Below are 5,853 nucleotides of genomic sequence, written 5' to 3' on the forward strand. Positions count from 1 at the left end.
CAAAGCCAAAGAGAGAAAGAGGCACGCCTTTGCCAAACCTGAAACCTTTCCTTGCCACGTGTGAAAAGAACCGCTGCCTCAATTGAAAGCCCGAGCTTGACACAAACAGCTGGGAAGGGTTCCCGTGACCAGGCGGAAGGCCGCGGCGCGCATGCTGAAGGCGATCCACGCGCAGGAATCGCGCGAGGCATGCGCCAGAAAAGCCGAGGAGGTGGCGGAGGAGCTGGAATCGATGAGGCTCGGGGCGGCCGCGAGGACGGTGCGCGACGGGTTCGCCGAGACGCTTGCCTACACGGAATTCCCACCGGAGCACTGGCGCCGGATCAGGACGAACAACGGGATCGAGCGCATCAACCGCGAGATCAGGAGGAGGACGAGGGTCGTCGGGACCTTCCCAGACGGCAATTCGGCTCTGATGTTGGTGACGGCGAGGCTGAAGTACATAGTGGAGCACGAGTGGGGCAAGAGGAGGTACTTGGACATGTCGAAGCTGGAGGAGATGGACGAGCTGAGGGGAAAGGCGGAGGGCTAGAAGAGGACGGGGCCGGAGACGGCTAAATCAATTTGCGAAAGAATCTTGACGGTACCCAGCGTTCGTGCGCGTGTTGCTGCTTGTAGGTGTTTACGCAGCGGTTATTGTAATTTCCGGCGAGCATCACGCCTTCAAGGCATTTTCTGATATGAAGAAGATTGGAGTTTCGGAATGAAGCAGTCCAACATACGTGTCGCCGCATTGGTGGTGACCTACAACCGCAAAGCGCTCCTCGCGGAATGTCTTGTTGCGGTTACCGCACAGAGTTTCGCACCTTCGGTAGTCGTTGTCATTGACAATGCGAGCACCGATGGTACCGAGGAACTCTTTTGGGATGGCGGCGAACTCGCCAGTATCCCTGACATGCATTATTTCAGGATGTCGGAAAACCTTGGTGGTGCCGGTGGCTTCAAGGAGGGCATCAAGAGGTGCATGGAAATGGGCTGCGACTGGATATGGCTCATGGATGACGATTGTATTGCGCGACCAGATGCCCTATCCGAACTCGTGAAATCGCTTCCCGTTGCTGAGAGGCTGGGCGGCGTGCCGTCTTTTTTGGCGAGCAGCGTTGCCGGTCCTGATGGCGAGCCCATGAACGTGCCTGTTTTGGATTCGAGACCGACCGAGAATGGCTATCCGAACTGGTACCTTGGCTTGGCTGACGGAATGGTCGAGATTGAATGTGCGACTTTTGTCTCTCTCCTCATAAACGCCCGTGCTGTGGAGAAATTGGGTCTTCCAATTGCGAGTTTTTTCATCTGGGGAGATGATACAGAATATACGACGCGGCTGACGCATCATTTCGGTCCTGCCTATCTGGTGGGGAAAAGTTCCGTTTTGCATAAGCGCGTCAACGCAAAAAGCCTGAACATTCAGAACGAGGATGATCCGGTTAGGATCGCGAACTTTCATAGACTTTACAGGAACAATCTCATTGTGAAGCGTTATCACCATGGCTGGGGAGATGCCGTCAGGCAGATCGTTTTCAACTTTAAAGATGCAATGAAATGCCTACTGGTTGGTACGGGTGGCATCTCGGCGCGGTGGGCCAGAAGTGCTGCGTTGCTGAAAGGTACTTTTGAGTTTCTTGCAGGGGGCTGTGATCTCGAAGATCTTGGAAGGCTGGTGAAATAGTGAGACGAGATTCATCCTTATCATGGAAGATGTTTGGCAGATTGGAAGCCGATAAAGTTATATTTCTATCCGGGCTCTCGATTTGGCTTTTTTGTCGAATTCTTTTAACTTCGCGATATGGCTACAACGGCGGTTTTATTGCTTCGTTTTTGGGATGGGGTTTATATCTAGGCATCTGTCTGTGCGTGTTCTCTGAGTTATTTAATGCCGTAATCGACTTAGGAAAGATATTGCTTATTGCATGTCTTATCGTATTTGGCTTTTTGCTATGGCGTGTTGGGGGAAACGATATCGCCTACATGCTAATAATTGCTTTCACCGCGAGAAGATTTTGCTTTAAGGATATTTTATTCACGGCAATGGTGTGTACGGCAATCTCTGTTCTATTCGTAACTATTTCGTTTTTTGTCGGTATTATCGGGCAAACTTTTGATTACAACCGCGGGAACGGTAGCTTGGGTTTCGGCTGGACTACATTTCTTTCTCACTATTATTTATTACTGGTCACAGGCTATTCAGTTTTGCGTGGTAAGGGTATCAAATTAGTCGAACTGCTCTTTATGGGTCTGGTTGATATCCTTATTTTTAAAGCGACTGGTGCGAGGAATTCTTTTATTCTTGTACTGGTTTATTTGGCTGTGGTCGGGGTTATTTACAAAACTGCGCACTGGCATTTTGGTAAAATTGGCTGCTTTCTTGTTGCAATTTCTTTTCCCGTTTGTGCCCTCGTGTCGGCGTTGCTGTATCTGACCGTTAGTCCCTATACCGCGCTCGGCTCAATGCTCAATGAGCTTTTGTCGTTCAGGTTGATATATACGCAACGAGCCTTTTCTTTATACGACGTTAGCCTATTCGGCGGAATTGTTAGCTGGGTTACTCAGTCGAGTATCGCTAGTGGGGCTAGTACCGCTTCCCAGTATCTTTATGTCGATTGTTCTTATTTGAATGAACTATTGAACTATGGTTGGCTTTTCTTTTCAGCTATGCTCACTGCCCTGTCGGTGATCTCATTCAGAGCTACACAAAGTGGCGGCGCTATGGTCGGAATCGCGCTGGTGGTCTTTGCTACTCATGGAATTGTCGATCCGCAATTGTTGGATCTGCATTACTGTACTTTTCTTCTTTTGCTTGGCAGCGTTTTTGATTCCCGTGCAAGTTGGATTACGAGAATGTCCTTTTCAGATTGTCCGGAGGAGACAGCTTGAGGCACATTGTGATAACGCCTTTTGAGTCATGTCAATTTCCTTAATGGAATGTATGTATATAAATTCTTGCATCTTCAGTCTATTTAATTTTTTCTGTAGAGGTCTTAGCGACTGTATTTCATTAGAAAGGATCCGCTATGAAAATCGCTGTCGCAGGTACCGGCTATGTCGGCCTGTCTCTCGCCGTTCTGCTCTCGCAGCACAATGAGGTGCACGCACTGGACATCGTGCCTGAGAAGGTCGATAAGATCAATAATTATAATTCGCCCATCCAAGACGAGGAGATCGAGCGCTTCCTGGCGGAGGCCAAGGCGGGGGAGCGCGATCTCGACCTGCACGCTACGGTCGACGTGGCCGAGGCCTACACGGGCGCCGACTATGCAGTCATCGCCACGCCCACCAACTACGACAGCGACAGGAACTTCTTCGATACTTCCTCCGTCGAGGCCGCCATCGCCGCCGTGCGCTCGGTGAACCCGGACGCCTGGATCGTCATCAAGTCGACGATCCCCGTCGGCTACACCGCGGGCCTGCGAGAGAGGCTGGGCGACGGCAAGATCTTCTTCAGCCCCGAGTTCCTGCGCGAGAGCAAGGCGCTCTACGACAATCTGCATCCCAGCCGCATCGTGGTGGGTGCGCCGAAGGAGGATGCCGATGCTGTAGCGGCAGCCGAGAAGTTCGCCCGTCTGCTCGCTCAGGGTGCCGACCCCGCGGAGCTCGATCGTGTGAACGCAGACGGCACCGTGGGTATCCCGGAGCTCGTGCTGGGCACCACCGAGGCGGAGGCAGTGAAGCTCTTCGCAAACACCTATCTGGCGCTGCGCGTGGCCTACTTCAACGAACTCGACACCTACTGCGAGGTCCGCGGCCTCAACACCCGCGACGTCATCGACGGCGTGTGCCTGGAGCCGCGCATCGGCTCCCACTACAACAACCCCAGCTTCGGCTACGGCGGCTACTGTCTCCCCAAGGACACCAAGCAGCTGCTCGCCAACTACAAGGACGTGCCGCAGAACCTGATCGAGGCCATCGTGGAGGCCAACCGCACCCGAAAGGACTTCGTGGCCGACGAGGTGCTGCAGATGGTGTGGGACCGCGTCTACGAGGGCAAGGAGAAGCCGGTCGTGGGCGTCTACCGCCTGACGATGAAGTCCAACTCCGACAACTTCCGCGCGAGCTCCATCCAGGGCGTCATGAAGCGCGTGAAGGCCAAGGGCGTGCCCGTGGTTGTATACGAGCCCACGCTGGACGCGCCGGAGTTCTTCGGCTCCGAGGTGACCCACGACCTAGAGGCCTTCAAGGCCGGCTGCGACGTGATCGTCGCCAACCGCTGGAGCGACGAGCTCGCGGACGTGGCGGACAAGGTTTATACCAGGGACCTGTTTAAGAGAGACTAAGTACATGGTTTTAAGCGAAAAGTGCAATGAGTCCGTCGAAGGCTCGGCAGTAACTAGGGAACGTGACTGTGGCGTTGATTTAATTCGTGTCGCTGCTTGCTGTGCTGTGGTAGGTTTACATACTTTTTCTAATGGTTTGACAACATTTTCAAGCATTTCTTACTATTTTTGTGGCTTCGCTGTCCCGGTGTTTTTCATGGCTAGTGGTGCCTTCCTTTTAAATAGGGGGGGGGGTTACATATTCCTATTCTATTAGAAAGATAAAACAATTAGCAGCTGTCTTGATTCGTTGGGTTCTTGTTATTTCGTTTTGCATTGGCGTAGGGGGTTACGTCTTTGGTGCTGAGGAATTAATTGCTATTCCAAAGCTATTTTTGTCTACCTTTAAAGGTACTTTACTTCAGCGTGGGTTGCTCTCTCATTGTTGGTTTTTATGGTCTCTTTCTTTTATATATATCCTATTACCGACACTCTCACGACTTTCAATGAGTCGGAAACGACTTATATTCGGTGTGACGGTATCTCTGGGTCTCTTGGTTCATATTTTTTCATGCGTTGTTGGAATGCCATTGGAAGCCCTCGTTCCACAGGCATTTCGAATTTGGATATGGCTTGAATACTTTTTGCTTGGTGGATTAATATATCCGCTTTGCAAGAAAGGGGTGCGTGTTTGGACCTCTGGGATGTTTCTAGCTGTTAGTACAATTGTTGCGGTTGGATGGCAGTTGTTTGCTGGATCTTTTCTTATGCCAGAGACAGCCTGCGCCGCGCATGCAGAGTATTTTTACGACAGCGTTACGTGTGTTGTATGGTGCTCTGCTTTGTTCGTTTTCGTGGAGGCTCTGCGCCCTTCACGAAAACCATGGATTCATCTTGCATCTCTTACGATGGGTGTCTATCTATTCCATAAGCTAGTTATATGTTTTGCCGGATGTTTCATTCCGCTTGACGATGTTGTTTGGGGCAGTAGTGTAGGCTTTCTGGCTGTTTTGTTTTCAAGTTTTGTTTTGGTTGGGATTATTAAAAAGTTAATTCCAAATGTGTTTGACTCGTTTTGTAGGCTGTAGCGGGTTTCCAATTCAGACTTACACGTTAAACAGACAGTTTGAATAGAATACCGTTTTCATCCATTGATCCAGCCAGAGCGCGATCATGTTCCTGTGATATAGGCATCGGCCAATCATTCAGTATTTGCCCGTCTGCGTCTGAAAGAGCGTTCGCCGTCCGCCATCGTTATACGCGCTCCCTTTAAGAGGGGCCACGCGAGCAACTCATTGAGCGCGGCGGTGCCAACGCGCCCTATTGTTTTCGACGTGTCGCATGTCGTAAGCCTCCAACATTGGGCCCTGAGGAGGCTCTGTGTTGCACTTTCGATCGCGTCGAAAATGTTGGTGTAAGGGTGACACCCTAGCGCTCGTTTAACGAAGAACGGCCTTCGTCCTAGAATCTGAAATCACCACAACAACAGGTTCTGGGAAAGGACGAAGACCGCTATGGAAATCTTATCAGACCCGACGCCGGACATGCTCGCTATGCCCCGTTTCGACGACGGCGCCATCGATATGCAGGAGCTGCTTCGCAGACT

Annotated in this window: 5 protein-coding genes and 1 pseudogene; all 6 read left to right on the top strand. The window is 51.3% G+C overall.

What is annotated here, in order from left to right:
• Nucleotides 1-115: 115 nt before the first annotated feature.
• Nucleotides 116-532 (top strand): annotated as a pseudogene (locus ACTQV3_RS08985) (transposase); the annotation flags it as partial.
• Nucleotides 533-703: 171 nt separating this feature from the next.
• Nucleotides 704-1,666, top strand: coding sequence for a glycosyltransferase family 2 protein (locus ACTQV3_RS08990; protein ID WP_441069393.1), 963 nt, complete (start codon nucleotides 704-706; stop codon nucleotides 1,664-1,666).
• Between the two features lie 41 nt (nucleotides 1,667-1,707).
• The gene (locus ACTQV3_RS08995; protein WP_441069392.1) at nucleotides 1,708-2,871 is read left to right on the top strand and encodes a hypothetical protein; all 1,164 of its coding nucleotides are present in this window, start codon (nucleotides 1,708-1,710) and stop codon (nucleotides 2,869-2,871) included.
• 137 nt (nucleotides 2,872-3,008) lie between these two features.
• On the top strand, nucleotides 3,009-4,268 hold the full coding sequence (locus ACTQV3_RS09000) for a nucleotide sugar dehydrogenase (protein WP_441069390.1): 1,260 nt from the start codon (nucleotides 3,009-3,011) through the stop codon (nucleotides 4,266-4,268).
• A 4-nt stretch (nucleotides 4,269-4,272) separates the two neighbouring features.
• A complete protein-coding gene (locus ACTQV3_RS09005; protein ID WP_441536288.1) occupies nucleotides 4,273-4,524 on the top strand; it encodes an acyltransferase family protein in 252 nt (83 codons plus the stop codon).
• Nucleotides 4,520-5,335: an acyltransferase family protein gene (locus ACTQV3_RS09010; protein WP_441536290.1), complete on the top strand. Its 816-nt coding sequence runs from the start codon at nucleotides 4,520-4,522 to the stop codon at nucleotides 5,333-5,335. The genes ACTQV3_RS09005 and ACTQV3_RS09010 overlap by 5 nt, the downstream gene beginning before the upstream one ends.
• Nucleotides 5,336-5,853: the final 518 nt, after the last annotated feature.

Origin of the sequence: Collinsella sp. LCP19S3_A7 (assembly GCF_052121995.1) — a bacterium.
In the GTDB taxonomy this organism is placed as follows: Bacteria; Actinomycetota; Coriobacteriia; order Coriobacteriales; family Coriobacteriaceae; genus Collinsella.